Raw genomic sequence first — 24852 nt, forward strand, 5'->3', positions numbered from 1 at the left:
ATTCTATCGAGTGGAAGCCTCGGCATTCTTACGCGCACGCCGCAGTGCATCCGTCATTTCGCTCCGCGCCACGCCGATGAGCTGCTCCATCGCGTGTCGGGCTGCTTCAGGGCGGCGCATCCTGATGGCCTCGAGAACATCCTGATGCGTGAGAATTGCCTGTTCGTGCGACTGGCTGGCGCGGTTGGTCAGCCGGAAGCTTGCGAGCAGCGCGGCCCGGATGGCGCTTGCAAATTGGCGGTAAACCCAATTGCCGCTGGCGTCGATGATCGCCGTGTGGAACTCCAGATCGGCGCGGCTCCAATCCTCGGTATCACGTGAGTTTGCCTCGACCATGTCTTCGAACGCTTTCGATATCTGGTAGAGCTGGCGAGCGTTGGCATTGGCGGCCGCCTGCGCCGCGGCGGCAGGCTCAAGCAGCTGGCGTGCGTCGATTAGGGAGGAATAGAACGTGTCGTCCGGCCCCACCGACAGCATCACGTCCAGCACGATGGGATCCAGGTAGTTCCAATTCTCGCGCGGGAGAATGGTCGTCCCGGCACGCGTGCGCGATCGAACCATCCCAAGTGCAGAAAGATATTGCATCGCCTCGCGCAGGCTGGTGCGACTGACGCCGAATTGCTCTGTCAGCTCCGCCTCATTCGGCAAGGTCGAGTTTTCGCGAAAGGTCCCCGAAACGATCTTCTCTACGAGACAGTGCAGCAATGCTTCTCGAATGGTACGCTTGCCACGCTGCGCGATCGGCGCCCCATGCTCGGTCAGTACCTTTGTCATCGATCCTGCTGTCAAGTTCTCGTTCCCCATCTTTCCCCCAGAGCATTCCGTTCGCCAAGACGGCCATGGGTAGTATGAATGAACAGCCGCGTCTGATCAAATAGGAAAATAAATCATATTTAAGTTGACATTCCCCATTACCCCTTTACCTTGACGCCACCGGTCGTGGAGAGCCGAGCCGGCCGAGAAACCGTATCTGAGGGAGGAGCAGATGAAGCTCTTTGGGAAGGCAGCGCTGCTGGCAGCCGTCGCGCTGGCAGGCGTGACAACTGCCGCTGCACAGGAAGATCTCAAGGTAGGGGCGATCTACATGGACGCCCAAGGCTTCTACGCCGGGGTGCGCAAAGGCATCCAGACCGGTGCAGGCGAAGCCGGGCGCAAGCTGGACATCGTAGAAACCAACGCGCAAGGGGATGTCAGCAAAGAGTCGTCGTTCATCGACTCTTTGATCTCGGCGGGGGTGCAGGCAATCATCGTCTCGCCCGTTTCTGCCGATGGATCGTATCGGGCCATCAGGCGCGCTCATGACGCCGGAATTCCGGTTGTCTGCTACAACACCTGCCTCAATGAAGCGGACATGAAGGAATACGTCTCGGCCTATGCGGTCGGCGATCCCTTCGAGTTCGGACACAAGCTCGGTGACGCAGCCGCTGATTACTTCATCGCCCAGAAGAACGATGCCCCCAAGATCGCGGTCCTGAATTGCGAGTTTGTCGAGGTTTGCGTCACCCGTCGCAAGGGTTTCGAGAAAGCGCTGATGGCCAAGGTGCCGGGCGCCCGGATCGTTGCGAACCAGGAGGGCGCCGTCCTCGATAAAGCGGTGTCGGTCGCCGGGACGATGCTGTCGTCCAACCCGGAGATCGATGCCTTCTTCGGCGAAGCAGGTGGAGCCACCCTCGGAGCGGCACGCGCGATCAAGAGCCAGGGCAAGACCGGCCAGGTCGTGGTGTTTGGTGGAGATATGACAACCGAAATCGCCCAGGAACTGGCCGACTTCTCCGTAATCAAGGCCGTGGTCGACATCTCGGGACAGGGACTGGGCAAGCTGGCGCTCACGCAAGCGATCAAGTCGATCGAGGGCCAGCCGCCGGAAGGCATTAAAGTTGCCTACGATATCGATGTCTACAAATCGCCCGAAGACGGCAAGGCCTGGCTTGAGGCCCATGCGGACGGCATTCCCTGATCGCCAGCGGGCTTAACCTGAGACCCAACCCGACGGGGCCGCCGCACATCCCGGCGGCATCCAAACGGAAAGATTGCCATGACTGCCACGCAGATGCGACAAGCCGATATGACCCCCGTAGCGTCTATCCAGGGATGCACCCGACGCTATCCTGGCGTGCTGGCTCTCGATAATGCGACATTCGAGGTAGCGCCCGGTGAAGTAAGGGCGTTGCTCGGGAAGAATGGCGCGGGGAAATCCACTCTCATCCGCATGCTGACCGGAGCCGAGATACCCGACAGCGGCAGGGTGCTGCTGGATGGCTCCGAACTGACACACAATGGGTCGGGTCGCGCCCAAGAGGCCTTTGAGAAAGGCGTGCGCGTCGTTTATCAAGAGCTCAGCCTGGTGCCGGGCATGACGCTTGCCGAGAACCTTTTCCTCGGGCGCTGGCCACGCAAGCGCAGGGTAATCCAATACCGAACGATGGAGGCCGAGGCAGCGCAGGCGATGAAGCTTCTTGGCCTTGATCTTGCGCCAGACGGTTTGGTTGCGGGCTTGAGCCCTGCAGAACAGCAACTGCTTGAGATCGCGCGCGCCATGCTTGGTCGACCCAAGCTGATCATACTTGACGAGCCGACCAGCTCGCTTGCTGCCGCGGAAGCAGAAAAGGTGATGGCAGCCGTCACCCGTGTCGCGGCACAGGGCATCGCCGTTATATATGTCAGCCACCGGATGAACGAGATCCGCCAGATCGCTCACTCGGCAACGATCATGCGGGACGGCAAGATTATCGACACCGTCGATGTGAAGGGAGCCGACACCCGCGAAATCGTACGGTTGATGTTGGGTTCGGAAGCCTCGCAGGCTGCTGCGCTGGAAGACAGGAGCCAGGCTGAAGTGGTGCTGGAGGTCAGGAACCTCGGCCTTGCGCCCAAACTTACGTCGGTCTCCTTCGCCCTCCGCAAGGGAGAAGTGCTTGGCGTGGCTGGCCTGCTCGGATCGGGCCGCACCGAGTTGCTGCAAGCCATCATGGGTGTGCGGCGGCCCGATGCCGGCGATGTCTTGGTCGATGGCAGTCCGGTCAGGCATGCCGACTACAAGCGGATGCTCCGCAACGGCTTCGGCTACACACCTGAAAGCCGAAAGGAAGAAGGGATCGTGCCGTTGCTCGGCGTCGATGAGAACACGCTCTCGACCAACTTTGCGGGCGTCAGCAGCAATGGCATCCTGTCGGCCCGCCGGATGGCGGAAGCGACGCGCAAGATCGTCGACCGCCTGCATGTCAAGACCGCAAGGACCGACACGCCAATCGGCACCCTGTCGGGCGGAAACCAGCAGAAGGTGGTCATAGGACGCTGGGTCTATGCAGGAAGCCGCGTCCTGCTGCTCGACGAGCCGACGCGTGGTGTCGACGTCGAAGCGAAGGCGCAGATCTATGCGATCATTCGCCAACTGGCGGAGGAGGGGCGCAGCATCATCTTCGTCTCCAGCGAGATCGAGGAACTGCCGCTGGTCTGCGACCGCGTGCTCGTCCTGAGAGACGGGGCGCTGCAGGAAGAATTCAGATCACCAAATATCGATCAGGACAGCCTGATGGCAGCCTGCATTACCGGACATTGAGGGAGACAGACCATGTCACTCGATCACGCTGCCAAACCGGCCGCATCTGACAAGGCCACAAGAGCAGGCTTCACGTTCTCGCAGCATATGAACGAGCTTAGCCTGTTCTTTGCGATTGTCGTCCTCTACGTCATCTTCTCGGCGACCGCACCCGGCTTCATGTCGTTCAACAACCAGGTCAACATTCTTCGCGATGCCGCGACGATCGGCATCGCCGCATGGGCGGTCACGTTGATCATCATCGCCGGCGAGATCGACGTCAGCGTCGGTCCCATGGTCGCCTTCACCTCGGTGATCCTCGCGTTCCTCCTGCAGATGGGCATCCCCACGCCGGTGGCTTTCGTTCTAGCCATAGCGCTCGGCGCGCTGCTTGGCGCGATCCCCGGAGTCCTGCGCGCATATTTCGATGTACCCTCCTTCGTCGGCACGCTCGGCATGTGGAGCGCGCTTCGTGGAACTGCCTTGTTTGTCACGGACGCCTTGCCGGTCTCGATCGGTCGCAACGACATGCTCGATGCGCTGGACCGCTCCATCTTCGGGATTCCGCCCGCAGCGATTATCATGCTCGTGCTGTTCGGAGTCTTCGCCTTCATCAGCAGGAAAACAGCATTTGGCAGGTCCGTCTTTGCAATTGGCGGCAATGCCCACGCCGCGTTCCTCAGCGGCATCAGCGTCGCTCGCATCCGGGTGGCCCTGTTTGCAGTCGGCGGCGCGATGGCGGCGATCTCCGGTATCCTCTTGGTGTCGCGTCTGGGCTCCGGCAATGCGACCGCCGCAAATGGTCTTGAGTTCGACGTTATCGCAGCGGTTGTCGTGGGCGGCACGGCTCTGTCGGGCGGGCGCGGCTCCATGCTCGGCACCCTTCTTGGCGTTCTGGTCATCACCTTGATCGGCAATGGCCTGGTGCTGCTCGGCATCAACCCGTTCTTCCAGCAGGTCGTGCGCGGCCTGATCATCGTCATCGCGGTGTTGGCCAACATCCAGGCGATCAAGCGCAGCCTCGCGCGCAACAAGGGATGATCGCTGATGTCGATCATCAATTTGAGATCCGGGTCCCTGTTTCTGCGGCTCTCCACGATGGGCGGGTCGATCCTCGGCTTCTGGAAGGACGACGGAAAGCACCGCGTATCGCTGCTGCGCGATGCGCCCGACGATGCGGATGCGTTATCTTCCTCCTGTTATCCCTTGGTGCCTTTCGGCAACCGCGTAAGGGACAACCGCTTCGAGTTCGAGGGCCAGGAGTTTCGTTTTAGCGCCAACACCTCGTGGGACCCCCATTACCTCCATGGTGAAGGCTGGCAGTCGGAGTGGGCCGTTGAAGAGCAGACGGATGAGCATGTTGTCCTCGGCTTCTCCCACCGGGGCGAAGGTACGCCATACAACTATCGCGCCAGGCAACAGTTCTCGTTGAAAGACGGCGCGCTGGAGCTGAAGCTTTCGGTCCAGAACGATGGCAGCAAGCCTTTGCCCTTTGGCCTGGGGTGGCATCCTTACTTCCCGATGACGCCACAGACGACACTGCTTGCGCCCGCCCGCACGTTCTGGACGGAGGTGGAAGGCTGGCTGCCGGGGGAGGCGACGGAGCTGCCCGCCGATCTCGATTTCCGCCAGCCGTCACCATTGCCTCACCGCTGGGTCAATAACGGTTTCCAGGACTGGTCTGGCGAGGCGGTTATCTCCTGGCCGGAATGGGATACGCAACTTCACCTGACGGCAGATCCGCTGTTCCGACACGCTTTCATCTTTGTTTCGGATACGGCCTTCGATCCGCAATTCAGGCGCGACTACTTCTGCTTCGAGCCGATGTCCCATCTGGCCAACGGCCACAACATGCCAGATCTCGGGGGGCTTCAGGTCCTTCAGCCCGGGCAGCAGCTTTCCGGCAGCATCCGCTTGCGTCCCCAGGCTATTGAGCACACGAATGTCCTTTAGGAGAACACATGTCTGATCCGAACCGCTTCGACTACATCATCGTTGGCGGTGGCAGCTCCGCCTGCGTTGTAGCGGCAAGGCTTGTGACCGAAGGGCGGGCCCGCGTGCTGCTTCTGGAGCGCGGCCCCGCAAAGCCGAACCCGATCATGAACTTCCCCGCCGGCTACATGAAGTTCCTGGCAAAGGACACCTACCTCGCCATGCACAAGACGATGCCGCAGCCACAGCTCGACGGGCGCGGGCCGATCGTGCCGCAGGGCAAGGTGCTTGGCGGTGGGAGTACCGTCAACGCGATGGTCTACATGCGTGGCCAGGCGGCCGACTTCGATCTCTGGAACGAGCTCGTGACCGGCCCGGGCTCAAATGATGGAGCATGGTCATACCGGGACCTCCTGCGTTACTTCAAGGCGCAGGAAGACAACGACCATCTGGCCGGAGAATATCACGGCGTGGGTGGGCCGCTGAAGATTTCCCATCTGGGTCACACGAGCCCGATGACCCGTACCTACCTGAAGACCCTGCAGGGGATGGGCATTCCCTATAACCCGGATTTCAATGGCGCTGATCAGTTCGGCGTCGGCTTCATGCAGCACACGATCGACTGGCAGACGCGCAGACGGTCGAATGCTGTCGATGCGTTTCTTGCGCCGGTGATGAAAAATCCGCTCCTGACGATCGAAACGGGGGCCACGGTCACTGCGGTAAAGCTCGAAGGGGATCGTGCCGTCGGCGTCGAATACGTTCGCAACGGCACGCCGAGGTCAGCGCTCGCAGGAGCTGAAGTCATCCTGGCGGCGGGCGCCTATCAGACTCCGAAGTTGATGATGATCTCCGGTATTGGTCCGGAGAGCGAGCTATCCAAGCACGGCATCAAGGTGAAAGTCGCCTTGCCCGGGGTCGGCAAGAACCTTCAGGATCATTACGAATGCCCGGTCGTCGCGACCACGAAGGGGGCTTTCGGTTACTACAAGCAGGACCGCGGCTGGCCGATGGTCAAGGCCGGGCTGCAGTACCTGATGTTCAGGTCAGGACCCGTTTCTACCACAGGCGTCGAGAGCTGCGCCTTCTATGATCCAGATGGAAACAACGAACGGCCGACGATCCAGATGTTCTGCGTCCCGACCGTTTACCTCGACCGCGATGTCATGGGGACGGAGCCTGGCGACGGCGTCACCATCAATTCGTTGTTGTTGCGGCCGAAGGCGAGGGGATCGGTCACCCTCGCTTCAAGTGATCCATTCGCAGATCCGGTCATCGATACTCGGATTTTCGGGCATCCAGACGATCTGCGTATCACCATGGCAGGCTTTCGCTTCGCCCGCACGGTGCTGGCGGCGTCGCCGATGCGTGACCTGATCGACAAGGAGATCTTCCCGGGTGCGGATGTGGTAAGCGACGAAGCAATTGCCGCTCACTGCAAGCGTACCGTCAAGACGGGTTATCATCCTGTCGGCACGTGCAAGATGGGGAAAGATGGCGATCCGGAAGCCGTGTTGGACGCCAGCCTGAAAGTACGAGGCACGCGTGGCCTGCGCGTGATCGATGCCTCCCTTATGCCCACCATTGTCAGCGGCAATACCAATGCCGCCGTTCTTGCAGCCGCCGGAAAAGCGGCCGACCTCATCCTCGCCTGATCGGAACCTGATTATGAAGATCACCAAGCTTACCACGTATATCGTCCCGCCGCGCTGGCTGTTCCTGAAGATCGAAACCGACGAAGGTGTGAGCGGATGGGGCGAGCCCGTCGTCGAAGGCCGGGCGCTGACCGTCGAAACGGCGGTTCAGGAGATGGCCGACTACCTGATCGGGAAAGACCCGTTCCTCATCGAAGACCACTGGACGATCCTGTATCGTGGCGGGTTCTACCGCGGCGGCGCCGTTCATATGTCTGCGCTTGCGGGGATCGACCAGGCCCTGTGGGACATCAAGGGCAAGGCTTTTGGCCAACCGGTGCATTCCCTGCTCGGCGGGCAGCTCAGGGATAGGATCAAGGTCTATTCATGGATCGGTGGCGACCGTCCGGCGGACGTCGCGCGCAACGCGCAGGAGGTGGTCGCGCGCGGGTTCAAGGCGATAAAGCTCAATGGCTGCCAGGAAATGCAGTTCGTCGATACGAATGAAAAGGTGGAGAAGGCAGTCGAGACGATTGCCATCGTCCGTGAAGCAGTTGGTCCGCATATCGGCATTGGCGTCGACTTCCACGGCCGGGTTCACAAGCCGATGGCCAAGGTCTTGGCCAAGGAGCTCGATCCCTACAAGCTGATGTTCATCGAGGAGCCGGTTCTTTCCGAAAACAAGGAAGCGCTGAAGGAAATCGCCAATCACACCTCGACGCCGATAGCGCTTGGCGAGCGATTATATTCGCGTTGGGACTTCAAGTCGGTTTTCGAGGGAGGGTTCGTTGACATTATCCAGCCTGACCTGTCCCATGCCGGCGGGATTACCGAATGCCGCAAGATCGCGGCGATGGCCGAGGCCTATGACGTGGCACTTGCACCGCATTGCCCACTCGGTCCAATCGCACTGGCCGCATGCCTTCAGATCGATGCCGTTTCCTACAATGCCTTCATCCAGGAACAGAGCCTTGGTATCCACTATAACGAGTCCAACGACATCCTGGATTACATCTCCAACAAGGACGTGTTTCACTACGCCGACGGCTTCGTCAGCATCCCCCAGGGGCCGGGGCTGGGGGTCGAGGTGGACGAAGCCTACGTGATCGAGCGGGCGAAGGAGGGCCATCGCTGGCGCAACCCGATCTGGCGTCACCCGGACGGTAGCTTTGCTGAATGGTAAGGAGAACACGATGACCGGACGCCTGACGAAAAAGCGGATATTTGTGACCGGGGCGGCTCAGGGAATTGGGCTCGCAATTGCCAAAGCCTTTCTACGGGAAGGAGCGTCCCTGTATCTCATAGATCTCGATCGTGAGCTTCTGGAGAAAGAGGCTCGCGCTCTCCGGGAGGCGGGCGGCAAGCTTGGCTGGATGGCGGCGGATATAGGCGGAGCTGCTGCAATGGCCGACGCTGTGCGCCGGGCCGCCGAAGAGATCGGTCCAATCAACGCGCTGGTCAACAATGCCGGCGTGAATGTGTTTGCCGAACCTCTCGAAACCAGCGATGAGGAATGGAACCGCTGCTTCGACATCAACCTCAAGGGCGCGTGGAACTGCTGCAAGGCGGTGCTGCCGGGCATGATCGAGGCCGGCGGCGGCGTCGTCCTCAACATTGCCTCCACCCACGCCTTCACCATCATTCCGCATACATTCCCGTACCCGCTGGCGAAACACGCATTGCTCGGCATGACCAAGTCGCTGGGCCTCGAATACGCCTCGAAGAATATCCGCGTCAATGCGCTGGCACCCGGCTATGTCTCGACGCAGAAGGTCATCGACTACTGGAACAGCTTCCCAGACCCCGAGGCGGCAAAGGCGGAAACGATGAAGCTGCATCCAGGAGGAAGAATCGCTTCCCCCGAAGAGATCGCGATGGCGGCCGTTTTCATGGTTTCAGATGAATGTCCCTTCATGAATGCGACCTGCTTGACCATCGACGGCGGATTGAGTGTTCAGCAACATCCAGCTTGACCAGGCTGGGCAGCGCGATAATTCCAGAGCATGTCACGCAACCCGGCGCCATCTTGCCCCGAGTTTCATCCCGACCATCACCATGCGAGCTGCATCCTCGGCTGCCCTGGAGAGTAGTTTCGGGGCACTGAAGATTGCGTCCTCCAACGAGCAGGGCCTGCTCAGGATCGAGGCAAAGGCGTCAATGCCGTGCTCGAAATTGAGGCGCACGCCCTTGCCGATGGTTCCGGCAAGCGCGATCACCGGCACGCCGGCAGTTTTCGCCCGGGCCGCCACTTCGGCAGGCACCTTGCCGAAAGGCGTTTGCCCGTCAAGGCTCCCTTCCGCGGTGATGACAAGGTCGGCCTGCGCAATGAACCGATCCAGCTCAAGATACTGCATGACAATATCGTAGCGCGGGTGGAGCTTGCCGGCGAGGAGCCCGAGTACCGCAGCACCCAGCCCCCCGGATGCGCCCGATCCGGGCGCCATGCCGACTTCGATGCCTGTCGTGTCGCGGATGGCCGCGGCATATCTCTCCATGGCTGCAACAAGCAGTTCCACCTGCGTCGGCGTCGCGCCCTTTTGTGGCCCGAAGATGCGGGCGACGCCGCGCTCGCCAAGCAGTACATTATGCCAGTTGACGGCCGCATCGATGCGCACGCCATCGAGGCGCGGGTCGCAGCCGCTGATATCGATGGTGCCGAGCCGGGCAAGTGCTGCACCGCCACGAGGCAGGGGATCGCCCGACCCGTCAAGAAACCGGATGCCGAGCGCTTCGGCCATACCGGCGCCGCCGTCATTGATGCCGCTATCGCCACAACCGAGAAGAATACGGCGCGCACCCCGGTCCAGCGCGGCACGCACCAGTTCGCCGACGCCATAGCTCGTCGTCAGGCAGGGATTGCGCTGATCGCGCGGGACGAGGCTGAGCCCGGCAGCAGCGGCCATCTCGATCACGGCGGTTGGCGTATCGCTGCCGCCGAGGAAACCGAAATGTGCCTCGACCGGATCGTTGACGGGGCCGGTCACTGTCAGGTTGTAGAGCGTGCCGTTGGTGGCCTTGACCAGGGCCCTGGTGAAACCTTCACCGCCATCGACCATTGGCGCCTTGATGACGGTAGCGCCGGGATAGGCGCGCAGGACGCCGCTTTCGATGCAATCCGCTGCCTGATCCGCCGACAGGCTTTCCTTGAAACCGGAGGGTGCGACGAGAACCGTGAAAGACATGGGAGTGTTCCTTTACCTATGACAATAATGTGACAGGGGAGGAACGGGATGGCTCGAAACCTATTCCAACAAATCAAAAATAAATTATGCGGCTAATAAAAAAGGCCACTCGATGTGGCCTTTTCATCTGTGTTTTCATTGCATTCAACGCAGCGGCAAACCCTGCAGTGGCCAGACGAGGGTGGCAAAGACGACGAGCATCGCCACGAAGGGCAGGATCAGGTAAGCCGCGAGCCGGAACAGGTCGGCCTGCCCAAACGGCTGCGGATCCATCGTGCCGAAGAGTGCCACCGGCTTGGCGGATACCATCAATGTCTGGCAGAAACCGCTTGCCAGCGTGACGACCATAACGAGGTTGAGCGGATCGATCCCGAGGGCTGCAAGCGGCAAGGCAAGGGCGGGAATGAGGACGGTCGCCCGCGCCGTGCGCGACGTGATGATGATATGAGAAAGCGTTGCCACGATTGCGGCGAACGCAACAATGAGTACCGGCCACGCCGCGATGCTGCCGCCGGCAAGATCGACCATCCGTTGGGCCAGATGCTCCGCGGTGCCCGTCTCCAGCAGTGCCTCGCCGATGACCAGCGTGCCTGCGAGGAAGAGCAGGAGGTTCCATTCGACGCTTTTGAGCGCCGTTTTCAGCGGCAGGCCAGAGACTTTCTGGTTGGCCAGGAGAAGCGCGGCCGCAATGCCGATGAGCGGCATGCCGATGCCATGCACCGGCTGCGCGGCAAAAAGCAGGATCATTGCACCGGTGATCGCGAGCACGGTCCATTGCTGACGCGTCAGCGGAACCCGGGTCTTGTCGAGGTTATGCTCTGCGATCTTGATCGAACGTTCCTCGCGGGTGAGGAAAAAGCGCAGCAATACATGGCAGGCGAGCAGCGAGCATAGGAGCGAGAAGGGGCCGGCAAGTGCGATCCATCCCAGAAAGTCGGGGCTTTGCCCGCGCAATCGCTCCATCGTCCCGGCGGCGACGAGGTGAGCACCGGCGCCGATCAGGGACGCGCCCGCCGAAAGCAGGATAATCGAGGGGAAAAGCAATGCGAGCGCGCGGTTGATCCGCGCATTGCCGATTGCGGCTGCAATGCCGAGATAGACCGGAGCCATCATGGCGGCGCGCGCCGAGGTCGAAGGAATGACGAAGGCCGTTGCGAAGATCAACAGTGTCAGCGCCCAGAAAAGGCCCTGCACGGTGGCAATCCGGGCGAGAAGCTGGCGGATGACCTGCTCGATGACGCCGACCTGCCGGAGCACCCCCGCAACGACGAATGCAGCCAGCATCAGCCAGACGATGTCATTGCCGAGCGAGCGATAGAGCACCTCCTCGTCGATTGCACCGACAACCGGCAGGAAAGCCGCCCCCGCAAGCGCCACGGGCGTATCCGGCAAGTCGAGAACGGTCCAGGCGATGATCGTCGTGACGAAAACCGCCAGCGTCAGCCGCATGTTCATCGTCAGCCCGTCGATAGCGAGGAAGATCAGAACGGCGCTGAAAGCGAGGATGATTGCTGCGACGATCCGCTTGACGCCGGCGAGCGACACCGTGCGCTCAGGTGGCGCGGACGGTTCCCCACGCCGGTCGGCGTGGGGTCCCACTGGGGCGATTGAATATAGGGCCACGATCGCCCTCCTTTCGGTCTGTCGGTTGTCTCAATCGTCGTCGGACGATGAATTGGAGGAAGAATTCGAACTTGAATTGCTCGAGGAATTGGACGAGCTGTTCGAGCTGGAATTGCTCGACGAGTTGGAGCTGCTGTTCGAGTTCGAATTCGAGCTCGAGTTTCGGGAGGAATTCGACGAACTGTTGGAATTGCGACTGGAACTCCAACCGCCGCGCTTGTCGTCGTGCCGATCGCGATTATAGCGAGCATCGCCAGCCTTGTTGCTTCGGGTCATCTTCTGCAGGAAGCGGTGAACCGCGTCGTCAGCGGCGGCGGGAACGGGCGCCGCGGCGCCGGCGACCAGAAATGCGCTCAGGATTGCGATGAACTTTTTCATGTCGTTTCTCCTTCGAATGACAGCCTCATTGGCTGCGGGGGAGAAACGGCTGCGGGCGCTTCTTATTCCCGAAAAATAAAACATTCTCAATCGATTACGCAGCCCATACGCAGCTTAAGGGGACATGCGTCAGCGCCGCCGCTACCGGTGGCGACGGATCGACGAACCCATCCGGTCAGGATCATCTCTGCGCGCGGGCGAACCGGCGATACCAGCCGTCCGATGCCAATGTCTTGCGCAGGATGGTCTGGCGAATATTGCCCTCTGCCCGGCTCTCGGCGCGAATGTCCGCGGCGAGGTCCGATGTCTCCCTGCGGAAGGGAATGACCTGGGCGATCGGCATGCCGCGTTCGAGAACATGCAGGCCTGGCTCGCCGGTCGCGAAGAACGGGAAGTGGATTTCCGACTGGTAGGTATCGGTGTCGACGACGCCGGCCACGATCTCAAATATGCCGTTCGGACGGTTCAGCGGCGGAACGAACAGGCAGCTCCAGCCGGGAGGTGTGCGGATGGTCCAATAATTGTGAAACTTGCAGGGCGGCAGCGGCTCCCGCGGATTGCCGGCAACCTGATGGCTGGCATGATTGCTGACGAGCGTGCGGTCGAAATCCCAGCCGCAATCCACCGTCTTTCCGCCGTCGGAGATTTCCATGCGCACCGTTGCCGCAAGGCCGATGACCCAGCCCGCCGCCATGGCGTCGAGAAAGGGCATGCAACGTTTCACCGTCAGTCCGCTATTGGTGGGCGAAACATGCGCTGCGTCGACGGGCGGCAGCTGGCGGAACCAGTCGGGCAGGGCTGTCTTGGCGCGTACGGGCGCTGGAATAACCCCCTCGTCGTCCTTGCGGCAAAGAAAGGTCAGTCGAGGCTGTGGCTTCTTTAGAAGTGCAAGTTCCATGGCTGTTCTCCGCGTGAACCGATGCGGGAAGAACGGCGCGGGGACACACTTATTCCCACCGCAGCCAAATATTCGTTCAGGGTGCCAGGATTGCCCGTTCCTCCTCGGGCGACAGGGGCGCGCCGGCCTCGATCGACGAGAGATAGGCATCTATCGTTTCCTGCGATGAGGCAGGCACGTAGCCATCGGCCCGCGGTGTCGTCAGTGCCAGCCGCGTCGCCCAGGCACCGTTCTGGCGGCAGGCGATGGTGAGCGTGCTGCTTTCCGGCTGTTTCAGCTCGTATTCGCGGCAAAGCTCGCCGCGTTCGTCGCGGAACGAGGCGACGACACGCAACACCAGGTTCGAGGCGGCAAGCGTTACGTCCCGGCCGGAAGCCTCCCTGTCGAGGGCGGTTGCGATCTCCGCGCCCACGCCAGGTGTCGATGGAGCCATGCGGCCCAGTGAAAAACCGACAACACCTGCCACCACGGCCACGAGACTAGCCGCGATCGGCATGAGCCAGCGCCACGTCGCCGGCTGCCGCTTCGGCCGGAACGGAACGATACTGTCCTGCGATGGCGTCTGGCGCTTTGCCTCCTCCGCCATCCGGTGCACCGAAGCGCGCAGTGCCTCCGGCACCGGCTCATCGATCAGCGGTTTCAGCGTGTCGCCCACCAGACGACGGCTGTCGAGGAAAACGGCGAGCCGTTGGGCCAGCGCCTCGTCATGGGCAAGCGCCTCCTCCAGCGCAAGACTTCGGGCTTCCTCCAGTTCGCCGTCGGCGAAAGCCATCAACGTCTCATCGTCAAAATCGTGTCCGGTCATGCAACGCCCCTTTTCGTATCGGACGAACGTTTTTCCCCGAAACTTATTCCTGTCATTTCCGCAAGATTCTTCCGTGCCCGGGCAAGGCGGCTCATCACCGTTCCGATCGGGATCGATAGAACCTCGGCCGCATCGCGGTAACTGAGTTCCTCGACACAGACCAGCACGAGCACTTCGCGCTGCTCGTCCGGCAGCTTCTGCAAGGCAGCGGTGACTTCGAGCAGATCCATGCGCGCAAGCGATGCGGCCTCGCCGGATGGAACCGATACGTCGCACGCGTCCTCCAGCTCATCGTGCGGCCCTGCGGTTTTCTGCCGGCGCAATTGATCGATCCACAGATTGCGCAGGATGCGAAACATCCAGGCATCGAACCGGCTACCGGGCACAAAGCTGTCGGCCGCGAGGATGGCGCGCTCGCAGGCGGTCTGCACAAGATCATCCGCCAATTCCCGGGAATGGCAGATTGAAATTGCAAAACGCCTGAGGTTCGGCAGGAAGGCAACCAGCCGTTCCGGCACTGTCTGCATGTCGTCGATCATCCGGCTTTTTTTGCACGCCGGGGAATAAGCTGTCGAGTCAAACGTATAACGAGGGTGGTGGAATTGAAATACGTCTCACTGTGCCGGCAAGGACGGAGCGGATTTCAATTCCGAACCAGACCAGGAGTATATATTTGTTAGCCTAATCGAAAGCGCTTCCAAGGCCGCGCACCTGGACTGGGATGTCGCTACAGGAGACCGACCGTGCTGCTCATTTTGAAACTGAAACCATTGCGCCTCCTCACTGCCGCAGTCACCCTGGGAGCGGTGATGGTGATGCCGCTGCCATTGAGTGAGGCCGGCTTCACCATTCCGGCGGCATTTGCCGACGATGATGACGATGATGACGACGACGATGATGATGACGGTCCCCGGTATTATCGCGACGTCCTGCCTGATCCGCGCCCGGTCATTCGTCGGCCTTCCCGCGAGCGTCGTGAACCCGTGCGCCGTGCACCCATACGCCGCCCGGCCCCGGTTCCGGCGCAGGCGCCGAACGAGCTCGTCGCGATAGGCCTGCAGGAAGACGCAATCGCCGGGCTGGTCCAGGAAGGGTTTGCCGTTGACGATCGTGTCCAGCTGTCGCTCGCCGGCGGCGAAATGGTGCGGCTCACCGTGCCGCGAGGGATGACGCTCGAAACGGCGCGCGCTGCCGTTGCTGCCCGCGATGCCACGGCAACCGTCGACCTGAACCATTTCTATCGGCCGCAATCGGAAAGCAGGTCAGGCTGCGCCGGCAAGGGTTGCACGCTTGTGCGTGAGATCGTTGGATGGCCAAAGGGCGATGGCGCCGGATGCGCAAAGCCGCACCGTATCGGTCTCATCGACACGGCGATCAATGCCGACCACATGACATTGGTCAATTCCCGGCTTGAAGTCATCCGCCTTGATCAGGGCCAAGGGAAAAAAAGTTCGGGCACGCAGCATGGAACTGCCGTCGCCGCCCTTTTGGTCGGTACGTCCGACAGCCGTGTTCCGGGCCTCCTGCCCGGGGCGGAGCTTGTCGCTGTCGATGCCTTTCGGCGGTTCGGAAAGTCTGCCGATATCGCCAGCATCTATGACCTCGTGCACGCGCTGGACCTGCTCGTTCAGCGTGATGTCAGGGTCGTCAACCTGAGCCTGACCGGCCCGGCGAATACCCTATTGGAGAGCGCGGTGAAAGCGGCGACCAAACGGGGAATGATCCTGGTGGCTGCCGCCGGCAATGATGGACCGAACGCAAAGCCCGTCTACCCTGCGGCCTATGATGACGTGATCGCGGTTACCGCGGTCGACAAGGCGCGCAACCCTTATCGTCGGGCGGTGCGTGGAGACCATGTGGACATTGCCGCTCCCGGCGTTGGTGTCTGGACCGCGGCGTCGATAACCGGCGCACGCCAGAAAACCGGCACATCCTTCGCCACTCCCTTCGTAACGGCAGCGGTCTCGCTGCTGATTGCCGGTGAAACGGATATGTCGCCGGCGAGACTGGAAGCAAGGATACGACAATTTACCGATGACATGGGAGAGCCCGGGAGAGACCCTGTATTCGGGTGGGGGCTTCTCAATGCAAGGAGGCTTTGTCAAAGCGGAAGCGAACAGGGGCCATCGGCGCTGTAAGTTTGCGCACGGGAAGCGCTTGACCTGTCAGGCGGCCGGCTGGCGCAGCTGGCGCCTGATGCGGGTTCACCACGAGCAAGGTGATTGGATACGGAAAATCCGCACCACGCCCGCGAAAATCGCGTCTGGTCATTGAAAATGGGGGGAGACGGGCGGTCTTCAGCGCGTCAGTAGTGGTATCAGGGTCGAGGTCCGAAGACCGCCCGCGACGTCTTTGCCTGCCATTGTTGCGTTTGTCGGACGCAACAACCCGGAAAACGAAGCGCCACCTCCGTTTCCTTCTGCAGTTTGCTGGCCGATCGGGGTTGTCACTTCCGATCTTCCGGCAACGCCATCCTTCCCCAGCAATCGAAACAGCACCGGAAGCTGCTCCCCCACTGGAAAGGACCTGCACAGAATAACCCGGCTTCAAACAGGTGGGATAAGTTTTTTTGCGTGCCGGGGCGAAGAATGAGCGAAATCAGCGGCTTGCAGGGCAAAATATTTTTTTAGGCCGAAAATCTATCCCACCACGTGGGCCAGTTGTGCCCCCGTTCAAGGCCCACAGCCTTGCCACCAACCCACTGCCTGTGGGGTAGCTTCAATGCCTGCGCCTGATCCTGCAAGCCGCTGCGGGCGCGGTGTCCGTGCTGTCAGTTCTCCCGCAGGATCGATGCGATTATTGCGGCAACGTGTCGAAGCGCGGTATCCGTGTGCCGGCGGTGGTGCCAAGCGAGATGGAGGGGGAAGCCGGCGATTGGGATCGGCGGCGGAAAAGAGACAAGTCCGCCTTGGGTCGCCACAACGCGTGAAGGCAGCATGGAGATCATGTCCGAGCCCTGAAGGAGCGACGGGACAAGCTGGAAGTTTGGCACGACGAGACCGACGCGCCGGGCGAGCCCGCGCCTGGTGAGTTCGGCGTCTAGCGGGGTTCGCGTGTCGCCCCGGCCGGAGACGAGGATGTGCGGATAGCTCAGCCAGGTATCGAGCTCGAAGTCGCTGGCTATGGGATGGCCCTCACGCATGGCGACCAGATAGTGCTCCACGAGCAGTTCCTCCCGATGAAGTTCGTCGTCCGCAGGCGGGAAAACGGAAATGGCCAGATCGGTCGTTCCTTCCACCAATTGAACACGGGCGGCGTCGGCTCCGTGCCAAGGCTGGACCACAAGGTCTATGCCCGGCGCAGAATGTTGAAGTTGCTGCTGCATGGGCGCGATGACGAGCAACGCCGGATAGTCCGCCATCGTAACGCGCAGGGTCTGGCGTATCTCGCTCAGCGGCACTTCCGGCGGGTCGACCAGATCCACGACACCAGCCAACAGCGATTTCAGCGGCGCGCGCAGCGCCTTGGCCTTCGGAGTCAGGCGCATGGTCCCGCGACCGCGTTCCAAAAGCTCGTCGCGAAACAGAAGGCGACAGCGTTGCAGCGCGGCCGAAGCTGCCGGCTGGGACAGGCCGACCCTTTCGGCGGCGTGACTGACGTGGGCCTCGTCCAGTAGTGCGTCGAGTATGACGAGAAGATTGAGGTCGAGCGTTCTTAAATTCATGGAACCGATAATAGATTATAATAAAAATCGATTGGAGTAATTTTTCGTGCAGCGCAATCGTCGCTCCATCTCAGCCCAAAAGAGAGGCGATCATGAGCAAGACACTCATCCTCCTGTTCCATCCCGACCTCTCAAGGTCGAAGGCAAATGCCGCCATGGCTACGGCAGCGGCGAGGCTGCCAGATGTCGAAATCGTCGACATGCAATCTGCCTATCCCGACGGCATCGATATGTTCCGCGACGGTGAAAGCGAGGCGGCACGCCTGCTCGCCGCCGGGCGCATCGTGCTCCAGTTTCCCGTGCAATGGTATTCGACGCCGCCCTTGCTGAAAGCGTGGCAGGACGCCGTGCTCACGCGCATGTTCTATGTCAACTATGAGACGGAAGGCCGCGTGCTGGAAGGGACCCAACTGATGGTGGCGGCCACTGCGGGCAATGTGCCGGAAGCCTATCGGCCGGGCGGACGCAACATGTTCGAGATCGAGGCACTGTTTGCGCCGCTTCGGGCCACTGCCAATCGCTGTGGTCTTGAATGGTCGCCGCCCTTCGTCATATATAAGGCGGACAAATTGCCACCCGAGGCGCTAAGGGCCGAGGCGGATCGCTATGCTGACCGGCTGGCCGAAGCCTGCCGGTGAGAGCAGCTATGCAACCGCCTTCGCCACCATGTCCGGATGCCGGCCGATCACCTTCAGATAGGCGATAGCGAAATCTGGCGCGGTTACCCGCGCCTGCTCCCGATCGCGTAGCGTGCCGACCGGAACCGGAAACCGGCTGGCGAACTCGGGCTGCGACAGGCCAAGCCCGGTTCTCGTCTTGCGGATCAGGCGGGCGCGCTGGCCCCGGTCCATGGCTTCGGCCGTCACGTCGAAATCGTCGGCGTCGGCCGGATCAGCAGGCAGCGCAATATGCTCTTTCTTCACCCTTGTTGCTCCTTCTCACCGAGATGAAGCGAGGCAGATCCCCCGCCGCAGTCAAAACGGAAACCGGGTTGACTGGTGCCGCTATTCAACGGAACTGTAATTCAACGCCTGGCCAGCAATCTTTCCAGCGCTTCGGCGACAAGGGCTGGTACGCCCTTCGGGTCATCGAGATATGCTGCTTCGAGCAGGCCGTCCGACAGGGCGACGAGCAGCGAGGCAGTAACGGATGGAGTGGGATCGCCATCTGCCAGCAGAAGTTCCCGCAGGACATCGTGATGCCAGGTACGGCGCGCATCGATGGCTTGCCGCACAGCGCTTGTCGGGTCGGGATATTCGGCGGCCGCGTTGAGAAACGGGCACCCACGCCAGCCGCCGGCAACCACGGCCGCGCTGATCCGCCCCATGACAGCCGAGATCATCGCTCGCGGCGGTTGCTCGGGAAGCGCTGAAACGGCATCCCGCCCAAGCCGGTCCTGCTCCTTGATATAGGACAGGACGAGATCATCCTTTGACGGGAAGTGGTTGTAGAAGGTCGCCTTGGCCACGCCGGCCTCTGCGATGATGCGGTCGATGCCGACGGCGCGAATGCCCTCGGTATAGAAGAGACGGGTGGCCGTATCGAGCAGGCGGCGACGTGCGGCGCTTGCTCCGGTGTCGTTCTGCGAAGCGGTCTTGTCCATGCACTTGACTCTAACAGACAGGTCTGTATGCTGCAAATAGACAGACCTGTCTGGATAGGAGGAGATCATGCAGACGAGCGACACAGCCGAGATCATGCGGCGATTCAACCAGGCGTTCCGCGATCACACGCCCGAGACACTCAGGGGCCTGATCGCCCCTGACTGCGTGATGGAGTCTATTCAGCCGGCGCCGAACGGAACGCGATACGAAGGCCATGACGCCTGCCTCGCGTTCTGGGAAGCCCTGGCCAATGACCCGGTTGCGCATTTCGACGTCGAAGACACGATCACAATGGGCGACCGCGCCATCATCCGCTGGCGTTTCAACTTTGGCGCCGGGGACTCGGTCCGTGGCGTCAACCTGATGCACGTCCGTGACGGCCTGATCGTCGAGGCGCTGGGGTACTCAAAAATCCCCGGCCTATCGACGCCGCTGCCGGAGTGACAGCAACAATCCATCAGCGTTTCAAGGAGGAAAGCTCATGATTATCATCGCTGGCTACACTCGCACCGACGTTGAGAAGCGGGACCGTGCCGTGGAAGCCTTCAAGGGCATGGTGCAACGCGCGAGAGCGCAAGATGGCTGCCTCGACTTCTCCATAAGTGCGGATGCGGTCGATCCGGAGCGCGTCAATCTATTCGAATGCTGGCGCGACCAAACCACGCTGGACGCCTGGCGCAAGGTCGCGAAAGGAGGACCGCGAGCGAAGCCGCGGGAAGTGGCAGTAAGCCTCTATCGCACCGACAAAGCCGAAAAGCCCTTCCAGGCCCGGATTTCAGGAGGTGAAAAGATGAATGCCGACAGCAAGACGACCCTCGAAATCGTCAACCGTTTCCATGATGCGTTCGAAAAGCATCGCCCCGAAGATCTCGATGATCTGATTGGTGACGGCTGTGTCCTTGAGAATACCACGCCCGCACCCGATGGCGCGCGCTACGAAGGGCGTGCGGCCTGCCTCGACTTCTGGAAGGGGATCGCATCCTCGGCGAACCTCGTCTTCGAAGCCGAGGATATCTGGGCCAGCGAGGATCGCGGCATCATCCGCTGGCGGCTCCGTTGGGGCGAGAGCGCGGCGGATCGGGTTCGGGGGGTAAACATCATGCGCGTTCAGGACGGACAGATCGTTGAAGGTCGAGGATATGTGAAGGGATAGCCGCGATGCAACGCTGCTGGTTGAGGGCAGCGTCGCATCGACGGAGGCTCCAGCAGCTTGTGTCTCGCCATGGAACTGCGCTCAGGGCACGCCATCGCCCATCTGCCAGGCTGGCGTTTCCGCAAATTCCGGCGGGCCGCCCTGGGTGAGCAGATAGCCATATGTATCGCCCGCCAGCCCGTCGTCGGGCGCTCCGGAGCCGTCGGGCGATGCCCAGTCGGCGTGACGCGGGTTGGAAACGGCAAATGTGGTCTGATCGACGTCATAGCGGATGACGAGGTAACGGACATTGTCCATGGGCTCGCCGGAGGTGAGTGTCTGGAGTGCCTCCTCGGCTCGGAACCTGTCTGCCGGCGATGCCGCAGCCCAGCTTCCATTGCCTTCTGCGGCATCGAGCATGCGGTCAAGAGCGTAAGTCGGGCCGAGACGCTGGTCGGCGCTGAGCTTCGAACTGTTGGCCTTGATCTCGGCTACGATATACTGCCTTGTCTTGGGGTTGTACATGAAGATATCGACCCCGTGGCCGGACGGGTTCTTGGCCGTGAGTATCGTCGTATAGCCCCGTTTTTTGAAGTCCTTGATGGCAAAATCTTCCGCAGCATCGCCGATTTTCTGATTCTGCGGTTTGATGGTCGGTTTCGGTTGGACGACCGGGGGCTTGCCAGGTTCAGTCACGACTTCAAGTTCAGGCAGGTGCCTGCTTGCATTGGTGCGGCGCAGGGCAAGCCTGTCCGGCTTGCCATTGACGCCCGGCTGCCTGTACCAGACATAGTCTGACGGGTTGAGGTTATTGGCAGCAATGTAATCGTCATATGCCTCTTGCGACGAGCCTTTCAGGCCGCCGTCCGGCCCGTCCGTGCGGGCAATTTCCCGGCCGGTGGAGGGCTGCTTTATGACCGAGGGGTCGGTGATTTTCGGATCGGTGGCGATGCGCTGCAGTCCCGAAAGATAGCCGGTATAATCGCCGATCTCGGCTGAAATCTGGGCTTTTTCGTAATCCGACAGGCCCGGCTTCTGCAGATCCTGGCGCAACTGCTGCAGCTTGGGGGTCAATTTTTCCAGTTCGAATTGGATCTGATAGGCCTTGGTGCCGGGCTTTGCGACGTCGGCGCCGAGGAAGCTTCGCAGATTTCCCTGGAACCCGTTGTTCTGATACATCAGCCGGGCAACGCGCCTGTGATTGGCTATATCCGCCTGCGAGGCGGAAGGGCCGGCCTCGATGACAAATCCGCCGTTTCCGGACGGGTCATCGACGATGCGAATCTCGTTTCCCTGGAGCTGCGGATTCTTGACGACGGTCGGTTCATAGGCCGCAAGCAGATTCCGCGTCTGCGTGACGGGGTTGAACATGCCTGCAATGTTTCGCGGGGTCGGCGAAGGACCGTGTGACATGTTCACGCCAATCGTCGTGCCCCAGAAGCCCATGGAGAGGATGGCGGATGCTTTTTCCTCGCCGGACATGGAGCCCCAATTGGTAGCGCTGTAGTGGGCCATATTGGCGATGGCCGCCGCATCCGCAGTGTTTGAAATGGCCGTGCCGTACCCGAGAATACGCGCCATTGTCGGGGTAAGCGTCGCGCCTTTCGATGCGATGTTCGCCAGTTTCGCGGCGCTTCCGAACGCCGCCGCTCCGGCGATGCTCGATACGCCGTCGAGCCAGAGCATGCGCGCGTCGGCATCCGTGATGGGATTGATCGACTGGCCATGTTCAGCGCGGTCGGCAAGCTGGGTCCCGGCGCGATAGGCCCCCCAGCCGGCGGCGGCAACACCGACGCCGGCAACGATGGGCGTTGCGACACCGCCAGTTCCGATGATGACCGCCGCGCCCACGATGATGCCGCCCACCAGCGCGGCCTTGTCGATGATCTCGGTTACATGCTCGCCGAAAGTGTCGACGGTTTTCGGCGTGTTCTCTGGACCGGACAATTTGACCGATCCATCCGGATTCTGGGTAAGCTGACCATCGGCAGGATAGGTCATTGCACCGGGAGGCAGCTGATTATTGGCCTTCCAGTCGTTGAAATCCTTGTATTCACGACCGAGATTATCGACGAATTTGTCGCCACCGGCTGTCGATACCCGGAACAATGGCAATGTCACTGTGCCCGTCTGGCTGCTGGAATACTGGATCGGCAGCACCGTGACGGCGATGTCGCCTCCGCCGGCCGTCCTGCGAATCTGGTCGGCGATTGTCTGCACGGGCTTGTTGTCTTCACCGCCAAAGAGCGAGAGCTCGCCATTGGCCACCTTGGCCTGCATGTCCTCATCCGACATGCCCTCCGGAATGACCGGTTTCGAGCCCATGGCGGTGCCGATGGTGTTTTCAAGGTCCGTGCCCTTGAGCACCATGGGCGCATTGCCGCGCAGTTCCAGATATTGACCTGCGGTCTCCTGCGCAGGCGGATTGACAAAAACCGGATTTTGCCAGGGATCATCGGTCTTCTTCAGGGTGTCGGCATTGATGTTCCTGTCTGAACGGACGATGGCGAGCGCATTGGCACGCGCCCCGAGGGACAGCGAGACGTCGTCACCGGTTCCCGGAAACAGCAATTCGCGCCCTTGGTCGGTATCGAGAATGGACTGAAGGCGACGAGCCTCCGCATCGCGCGTCCGGGCATCGTCCGGGAACCACTCGCGGGCGAGGGCTGTGGCCATTTCACCCGGGCCACCCTCGGGATTCGAGCGCAAGGTCGGGCTATAGGTATCGGAGAGCGCAAAGACATTCTGGACAACCGCGCTTGTAGTGCGCGTATGGCCCCCCGAATTCACCGCCATGAGAACCGCCTGCAGCGAATTCGTGCGGTCCATGGTTGTCTGTCCAGTGTCGGCCTCCGTCCTGAAGCCGATCGACTGGATGAAAGCGGCAGCTTTTTCCGGGCCGAGCGCTTCAATTGCGCTTCGCAGCGACGACATATCGTATTTGCCATCCTCGCCGACCGTCGCAGGTGTGCTTGCCCGGACGGCCTGATTGGCAAAATAGCGTGCTCTGAACTTGTCCTCCTGACCGGGTTGCCCGCCGGATTCTGGTGCGGCAAGGGTTGCCGCCCGCGCGGCCATCCGCTCACTGACGATGGTTCGCAATGCCGGGTCATCGGACCGGCTCGCCGCCTCGGCGAGATAGCTGATGTCCGACAGACCGCTATCCGTGTCGAGTTTGGCAAGCACCTTGTCGAGGAGGTATTTCTTCGTGCGCTCATCCAGCTTGCCGAGATCACCGTCCTCGCCCTTGAGGGCTTTCATGACCGTTTCCACGCCGTCCGTATATTTGAGCTCCTTGCCATCCAGCCAGGTATCGACCTTCTGCTGATTTTCGGCATCGCGCACAAGCTGGACCGCTTCGGGATTCTGCTTCAGCGCAAGCTGCACCTCCGGCGGCTGGCCCTGCGACAGATCCGTGAAGGTTTTCTTGACATCGGCCGGTCCTCCAGCGGCGCGTGCCTTGTCGATGATGCCGCGCGCCGTGTTTTCCGCTTCCGATCCGGTATGGCCACTTTCCCTCAGTCGAATGCCCATATCCTTGGCGGCCTGCTCGATCTCCGTCTGGGCCGATCCCGCATCCTGCCAGTTGCGATCATACAGATATTGCAGTTGCGCCGCCCGCTCGCCCTGCGGAAGGCTTTCCAGATAGGACTTCACGTCAGTTGCAATCGCGCCGCTCTTGCCCTCTTTGCCCTTGAGATGGAGTGCGTCGCCGAAACTGTCAGCGGCTGCATTCCTGATCGCGGTGCTGGCAGGAGCCGCGTCCTTCCATGTCCTCGCATCCGCCTGCAGGCGGTTCGCCGCAGCCTGGCGCTCCGAGGGAGGGAGGGCATCGAGATAGGCTTTTACATCCTTCTGAATATCCTGGCGTTCCGCATCGGCCTGCTCGGGCGACAATGTCTTGTCTTCCAGCACTTCCCGACCGCGCACGCGCAAATCATTGAGGAAGGCTTTTTCGTCCGCCGGTACGCCATTGACGTCCTTGGGGCTGCTGGCTGTCAGAACCGGATCGCGCTGCGGGATGAAGATGACCTCGTTGGGATGCAGCACGTCATTCGGACCGAAAATACCCTTGTTGGCATTTTGAAGCTCAATGAGGGTGATTCCGTTGTCGCGTGCGATGCGCTCGGGCGCATCCCCAGCCTCGACCACCGCGACTTTCTCTTCGAGAGGATCAACTTTGCCGGACCCGCCGGCTTTCTTCCTGTCCTGCAGGGCTTGATTGATGCTGCTCGTAAACGCCCGTTCCTGCTGGGTATTTGCGGGGGTGACCACATTCCCTGTCTTGTTGTAACGGAATTTGCCATTCTCATCGATCCGGAACATCGTGTCCTCCAAAATGCGATGCAAACTATAGTTAATCCGTGACGGAGCTCAGGACCAATAAGAATAGCTGCCGGCTGTAACGCCAAATGACATTTTGTAACAATTCTGAACAGACGATTGCCGACTTACTGCTGAC

Annotated in this window: 22 protein-coding genes and 1 pseudogene; 12 read left to right on the forward strand and 11 right to left on the reverse strand. The window is 61.1% G+C overall.

Annotated elements, in window-relative coordinates:
- Positions 1 to 3 precede the first annotated feature (3 nt).
- Positions 4 to 774, reverse strand: a complete 771-nt coding sequence (locus OSJ75_RS08675) for a FadR/GntR family transcriptional regulator (protein ID WP_250015885.1) — start codon at positions 772 to 774, stop codon at positions 4 to 6.
- Between the two features lie 211 nt (positions 775 to 985).
- On the opposite strand from OSJ75_RS08675, the gene OSJ75_RS08680 reads away from it, so the two are divergent.
- The 7 genes from OSJ75_RS08680 to OSJ75_RS08710 all read left to right on the forward strand — a co-directional run bounded on the left by OSJ75_RS08680 (position 986) and on the right by OSJ75_RS08710 (position 9077).
- Positions 986 to 1957, forward strand: a complete 972-nt coding sequence (locus OSJ75_RS08680) for a substrate-binding domain-containing protein (RefSeq protein WP_267227598.1) — start codon at positions 986 to 988, stop codon at positions 1955 to 1957.
- Between the two features lie 78 nt (positions 1958 to 2035).
- Positions 2036 to 3559 carry a sugar ABC transporter ATP-binding protein gene (locus OSJ75_RS08685; RefSeq protein WP_267227599.1) on the forward strand — a complete coding sequence of 508 codons (1524 nt, stop codon included), beginning with the start codon at positions 2036 to 2038 and terminating at the stop codon, positions 3557 to 3559.
- A 12-nt stretch (positions 3560 to 3571) separates the two neighbouring features.
- Entirely contained in the window at positions 3572 to 4579 is a 1008-nt protein-coding gene (locus tag OSJ75_RS08690; protein ID WP_267227600.1) for an ABC transporter permease, read from the forward strand.
- A 6-nt stretch (positions 4580 to 4585) separates the two neighbouring features.
- Positions 4586 to 5491 (forward strand): aldose 1-epimerase, encoded by a 906-nt coding sequence (locus OSJ75_RS08695; RefSeq protein WP_267227601.1) that lies wholly within the window; start codon positions 4586 to 4588, stop codon positions 5489 to 5491.
- Between the two features lie 8 nt (positions 5492 to 5499).
- Positions 5500 to 7125, forward strand: coding sequence for a GMC family oxidoreductase (locus OSJ75_RS08700; protein WP_267227602.1), 1626 nt, complete (start codon positions 5500 to 5502; stop codon positions 7123 to 7125).
- 13 nt (positions 7126 to 7138) lie between these two features.
- On the forward strand, positions 7139 to 8287 hold the full coding sequence (gene dgoD / locus OSJ75_RS08705; RefSeq protein ID WP_267227603.1) for a galactonate dehydratase: 1149 nt from the start codon (positions 7139 to 7141) through the stop codon (positions 8285 to 8287).
- 10 nt (positions 8288 to 8297) lie between these two features.
- On the forward strand, positions 8298 to 9077 hold the full coding sequence (locus tag OSJ75_RS08710; protein ID WP_250015871.1) for an SDR family oxidoreductase: 780 nt from the start codon (positions 8298 to 8300) through the stop codon (positions 9075 to 9077).
- Between the two features lie 33 nt (positions 9078 to 9110).
- Here OSJ75_RS08710 and OSJ75_RS08715 read toward each other — a convergent pair whose 3' ends face one another.
- From OSJ75_RS08715 to OSJ75_RS08740, 6 genes are all read right to left on the reverse strand, one after another.
- Positions 9111 to 10286: a glycerate kinase gene (locus OSJ75_RS08715; protein ID WP_267227604.1), complete on the reverse strand. Its 1176-nt coding sequence runs from the start codon at positions 10284 to 10286 to the stop codon at positions 9111 to 9113.
- A 144-nt stretch (positions 10287 to 10430) separates the two neighbouring features.
- Positions 10431 to 11909 carry an SLC13 family permease gene (locus OSJ75_RS08720; protein WP_267227605.1) on the reverse strand — a complete coding sequence of 493 codons (1479 nt, stop codon included), beginning with the start codon at positions 11907 to 11909 and terminating at the stop codon, positions 10431 to 10433.
- A gap of 30 nt (positions 11910 to 11939) precedes the next feature.
- Entirely contained in the window at positions 11940 to 12287 is a 348-nt protein-coding gene (locus OSJ75_RS08725; protein WP_267227606.1) for a hypothetical protein, read from the reverse strand.
- A gap of 181 nt (positions 12288 to 12468) precedes the next feature.
- Positions 12469 to 13185 (reverse strand): DUF6065 family protein, encoded by a 717-nt coding sequence (locus tag OSJ75_RS08730; protein WP_267227607.1) that lies wholly within the window; start codon positions 13183 to 13185, stop codon positions 12469 to 12471.
- A 76-nt stretch (positions 13186 to 13261) separates the two neighbouring features.
- On the reverse strand, positions 13262 to 13990 hold the full coding sequence (locus OSJ75_RS08735; RefSeq protein ID WP_267227608.1) for an anti-sigma factor family protein: 729 nt from the start codon (positions 13988 to 13990) through the stop codon (positions 13262 to 13264).
- Positions 13987 to 14529: an RNA polymerase sigma factor gene (locus tag OSJ75_RS08740; RefSeq protein ID WP_267227609.1), complete on the reverse strand. Its 543-nt coding sequence runs from the start codon at positions 14527 to 14529 to the stop codon at positions 13987 to 13989. Before OSJ75_RS08740 ends, OSJ75_RS08735 begins: the two co-directional genes overlap by 4 nt.
- 204 nt (positions 14530 to 14733) lie before the next feature.
- On the opposite strand from OSJ75_RS08740, the gene OSJ75_RS08745 reads away from it, so the two are divergent.
- A complete protein-coding gene (locus OSJ75_RS08745) occupies positions 14734 to 16128 on the forward strand; it encodes a S8 family serine peptidase (RefSeq protein ID WP_267227610.1) in 1395 nt (464 codons plus the stop codon).
- A gap of 632 nt (positions 16129 to 16760) precedes the next feature.
- On the opposite strand, the gene OSJ75_RS08750 is transcribed toward OSJ75_RS08745, so the two are convergent.
- Positions 16761 to 17654: a LysR family transcriptional regulator gene (locus tag OSJ75_RS08750; protein ID WP_267227611.1), complete on the reverse strand. Its 894-nt coding sequence runs from the start codon at positions 17652 to 17654 to the stop codon at positions 16761 to 16763.
- A gap of 92 nt (positions 17655 to 17746) precedes the next feature.
- Between OSJ75_RS08750 and OSJ75_RS08755 the strand changes: the two genes are divergently transcribed.
- Positions 17747 to 18292, forward strand: coding sequence for an NAD(P)H-dependent oxidoreductase (locus OSJ75_RS08755; protein ID WP_267227612.1), 546 nt, complete (start codon positions 17747 to 17749; stop codon positions 18290 to 18292).
- Positions 18293 to 18298: 6 nt separating this feature from the next.
- Here OSJ75_RS08755 and OSJ75_RS08760 read toward each other — a convergent pair whose 3' ends face one another.
- Together OSJ75_RS08760 and OSJ75_RS08765 are read right to left on the reverse strand one after the other, a co-directional pair.
- A complete protein-coding gene (locus tag OSJ75_RS08760; protein ID WP_267227613.1) occupies positions 18299 to 18577 on the reverse strand; it encodes a helix-turn-helix domain-containing protein in 279 nt (92 codons plus the stop codon).
- 101 nt (positions 18578 to 18678) lie between these two features.
- Positions 18679 to 19257, reverse strand: a complete 579-nt coding sequence (locus OSJ75_RS08765; protein WP_267227614.1) for a TetR/AcrR family transcriptional regulator — start codon at positions 19255 to 19257, stop codon at positions 18679 to 18681.
- A gap of 67 nt (positions 19258 to 19324) precedes the next feature.
- Between OSJ75_RS08765 and OSJ75_RS08770 the strand changes: the two genes are divergently transcribed.
- The 3 genes and pseudogenes from OSJ75_RS08770 (at position 19325) to OSJ75_RS08780 (ending at position 20411) form a co-directional block, all read left to right on the forward strand.
- Positions 19325 to 19702, forward strand: coding sequence for a nuclear transport factor 2 family protein (locus OSJ75_RS08770; RefSeq protein ID WP_250015848.1), 378 nt, complete (start codon positions 19325 to 19327; stop codon positions 19700 to 19702).
- 37 nt (positions 19703 to 19739) lie between these two features.
- Positions 19740 to 19928, forward strand: a pseudogene (locus tag OSJ75_RS08775) (putative quinol monooxygenase); the annotation flags it as partial.
- Between the two features lie 120 nt (positions 19929 to 20048).
- Positions 20049 to 20411: a nuclear transport factor 2 family protein gene (locus OSJ75_RS08780; RefSeq protein WP_250016070.1), complete on the forward strand. Its 363-nt coding sequence runs from the start codon at positions 20049 to 20051 to the stop codon at positions 20409 to 20411.
- Between the two features lie 81 nt (positions 20412 to 20492).
- Here the strand turns inward: OSJ75_RS08780 and OSJ75_RS08785 are convergent, their stop codons facing one another.
- Positions 20493 to 24716, reverse strand: a complete 4224-nt coding sequence (locus tag OSJ75_RS08785; RefSeq protein ID WP_267227615.1) for a DUF4781 domain-containing protein — start codon at positions 24714 to 24716, stop codon at positions 20493 to 20495.
- Between the last annotated feature and the right edge of the window lie 136 nt (positions 24717 to 24852).

The organism is Phyllobacterium sp. 0TCS1.6A, from assembly GCF_026420825.1.
Classification (GTDB): Bacteria; Pseudomonadota; Alphaproteobacteria; order Rhizobiales; family Rhizobiaceae; genus Phyllobacterium.